Annotated in this window: 4 protein-coding genes; all 4 read right to left on the bottom strand. The window is 69.0% G+C overall.

What is annotated here, in order from left to right; translation table 11 throughout:
* Nucleotides 1-374 (bottom strand): ACP S-malonyltransferase (locus D180_RS05545; RefSeq protein ID WP_017912011.1); only part of this gene is annotated, 374 nt, incomplete at its 3' end.
* Between the two features lie 556 nt (nt 375-930).
* On the bottom strand, nt 931-1,914 hold the full coding sequence (locus D180_RS05540) for a beta-ketoacyl-ACP synthase III (protein ID WP_010342478.1): 984 nt from the start codon (nt 1,912-1,914) through the stop codon (nt 931-933).
* A gap of 97 nt (nt 1,915-2,011) precedes the next feature.
* Nucleotides 2,012-2,206 (bottom strand): 50S ribosomal protein L32, encoded by a 195-nt coding sequence (gene rpmF / locus D180_RS05535; RefSeq protein ID WP_010342479.1) that lies wholly within the window; start codon nt 2,204-2,206, stop codon nt 2,012-2,014.
* Nucleotides 2,207-2,307: 101 nt separating this feature from the next.
* Nucleotides 2,308-2,817, bottom strand: coding sequence for a YceD family protein (locus D180_RS05530; RefSeq protein WP_010342480.1), 510 nt, complete (start codon nt 2,815-2,817; stop codon nt 2,308-2,310).
* Nucleotides 2,818-2,941 lie beyond the last annotated feature (124 nt).

Below are 2,941 nucleotides of genomic sequence, written 5' to 3'. Positions count from 1 at the left end.
TCCTGCATCAGTTGCCCGCGCAGCCGCACCAGGTGCGCGCCGTCGTGCAGCGACAGGGCGCCGGCGGCGACCAGCGCGCTGTATTCGCCCAGGCTGTGCCCGGCCAGTTGCGCCGGACGCGCCCCGCCCTCGGCCAGCCACAGCCGCCACAGCGCCACGCTCGCGGCCAGCAGCGCCGGCTGGGTGTACTCGGTGCGGTTGAGCATCTCTTCCGGGCCGCCCTGGCTCAGCGCCCACAGGTCCACGCCGGCGCCGTCGGAGGCTTCGGCGAAGCTGTCGCGCAGCTGCGGATGCAGTTCGGCCAGTTCGGCCAGCATGCCCAGCGATTGCGACCCCTGGCCGGGGAAGACGAAGGCGAGTGTGGAATCGGTCACGCGGTCGGCCCTGCGAAAATCGAGCGGCGATGATACGGGCGAAACCGGCCGGGCGTCTGTACCCGGGCGTATGTGAAATGACGGCCGGCCCATCGCGTGCCGCCGGTCGTGCTTCGCTTGGCGGCGCCCGGTATCAGGCCGACAGCACACGTGACGCGCGGGACGCACGCCAGCGCAAGGCGTTGCGATCGTGCGCGCAGGCCAGGGTGCTGGCAGCGCGTCACCGCGGAGCGGCGGAACGAGGGGCATGTCCGATGGGCGCGGCTGGACGCCCAGGCGACAACGCAAAAAGCGCGCACCCACAGGCGCCCACGCTGGGCGAATCGCGCTTTTCGCGCGCGGCGTGATGTCGCGAAAGGAAGACAGGCGCGGACGCATCGCGGCACAAGCCGCGCGCGACCACGCACCGCGATGCACACGCCGGACGCGCTGGCGTGATGAGAATTGGGTTCGGCGAGCGCATTGCCGCGCGTCGTGGCGACGACGCACGGCGCCCGGCACCGGATCGAAATCGCGCACCACGACGCCGCCAACGGCGCCGGGCGCGGAAACAGGCTCAGTAGCGCAGCAGCGCCGAGCCCCAGGTGAAGCCGCCGCCGAAGGCTTCCAGCAGCAGCAACTGGCCGCGCTGCACGCGGCCCGACCGCACCGCCACGTCCAGCGCCATCGGCACCGAGGCGGAGGAGGTGTTGCCGTGGATGTCCACCGTCACCACCACCTGCTCCATCGGCAGTTCCAAGCGCTTGGCGGTGGCTTCGATGATGCGCAGGTTGGCCTGGTGCGGGATCAGCCAGTCCAGGTCGTGCTTGTCCAGGCCGTTGGCCTCGAGGGTCTCGTCGACCACGGCGTCGAGCGCCTTGACCGCGTACTTGAACACCTCGCTGCCCTTCATCTGGATGCCGCCTGCGGCCGGATCGCCGGTGCCGTCGCCCAGTCCGGTGGCGATGCCGACCGGATTCCACAGCAGTTCCTTCTTGCTGCCGTCGGCATGCAGATGGGTGCTGAGGATGCCGGTGTCTTCGTCGGCGCGCAGGACCACCGCGCCGGCGCCGTCGCCGAACAGCACGCAGGTGGTGCGCTCGGTCCAGTCGACGATGCGGCTGAGGGTTTCGGTGCCGATCACCAGCACGGTCTTGGCGTCGCCGCTGCGGATGAACTTGTCGGCCACGCTGAGCGCGTAGACGAAGCCGGAACAGGCGGCGTTGACGTCCAGCGCCGGGCAGCCGACCACGCCGAGGCGGGCCTGGATCAGGCAGGCGGTGGACGGAAAAATCAGATCCGGCGTGGTGGTGCCGACCACGATCATGTCGAGTTCGGCGGCATCGATGCCGGCGGCTTCGATGGCCTTCAGCGCGGCCTCGTAGCCCAGGTCGCCGGCGGTCTGGCCGGGGGCGGCGATGTGCCGCTCGCGGATGCCGGTACGGCTGCGGATCCATTCGTCGCTGGTGTCGACCATGTGCGACAGATCGTCGTTGGTCAACACTTTTTCAGGCAAATAGCTGCCGGTGCCCGCGATCCTGGAATAGATCCGCTTGCTCATGCTGGTTCCTGTTGCCTGTTACGCAGGCCGCCCCGGTGCGGCGCGGCCTGTGAAGATGGGTGACTCCGTCCGCCGCAGCGCGGTGGACGGGCACGGATCAATCTTCTTCGACCTGCGCGGTCTTGGTGGCGATCACCTTCTTGCCACGGTAGTAACCGTCGGCGGTGACGTGGTGGCGCAGGTGGATCTCGCCGCTGGTCGGATCGGTCGACAGCTGCTTGGCGCTGAGGGCGTCGTGCGAACGGCGCTGGCCGCGGCGGGACGGGGTGACACGGGATTTCTGCACAGCCATGGGATTGCTCCAAACTCGGTTCGTTTACATCTGTCGTCATTACGTCGCGCAGGACGCGCGCGTCCGGCAACAACCTCAGGCAGCGGCAGGCGGACCGACCGCTACTGTTTCTTCAGCGCCGCCAACGCCGCGAACGGGTTGACCTTGCTCGTTTCTTCCTCGGTCGCCGGCCAGTCGCGATCGACCGCCTCGCTTCCGGGCGCCACCGGCACCAACGGTACCGCCAGCACCAACTCGTCCTCGACCAGATCGGCCGGCCGCAGCATGCCGTCTTCCGGCACCAGCAAGGCCTCGTGATCCGGCGGCAGCGCGGCTTCTTCTTCCTCGCTGCGGATCAGCCCCAGCCGCTGCACGCTCGACACCGGCAGCAGGAAGCGCTGCAGGCTGCGCTGACAGATCAGCGGCAGCTCGGTTTCGATCTTCAGTTCGACATAGGACACTTGCAGTACAGCGTCGCGGCCGAATTCCAGCGTGTAACGGCATTCGCCTTCGGTGTCGGCCAGGCTGCCTTGCAGACGGGTCATCGCCGAGAGCGGCAGGCGGTCTTCGAAGACCCTGCGCGCTGCGACCATCCGCCAGGCATCCAACAGTTCGGGCACGTTCGCGGACATAAGCCGCAGAATGTTAAGGACTGCCGGGGCCGCTGTCAAACCGCCCCCTGGGCCGCTGCCAGCCCGGCCCCGAACCGCCTTGCCGGTCCGCGCCAGCCGCCGCAGACTGCCGGCCCCGGCCCGC

The sequence above is a fragment of the Xanthomonas sp. SHU 166 genome (assembly GCF_000364685.1).
Taxonomy (GTDB): Bacteria; Pseudomonadota; Gammaproteobacteria; order Xanthomonadales; family Xanthomonadaceae; genus Xanthomonas_A; species Xanthomonas_A sontii.
This window is presented reverse-complemented; position numbering and strand designations above follow the sequence as displayed.

What these genes read in the sequence shown, in the direction of transcription:
- D180_RS05530 (WP_010342480.1), bottom strand. Translation starts at nt 2,817, where the DNA reads ATGTCCGCGAACGTGCCCGAACTGTTGGATGCCTGGCGGATGGTCGCA.
- D180_RS05540 (WP_010342478.1), bottom strand. Translation starts at nt 1,914, where the DNA reads ATGAGCAAGCGGATCTATTCCAGGATCGCGGGCACCGGCAGCTATTTG.
- rpmF (WP_010342479.1), bottom strand. Translation starts at nt 2,206, where the DNA reads ATGGCTGTGCAGAAATCCCGTGTCACCCCGTCCCGCCGCGGCCAGCGC.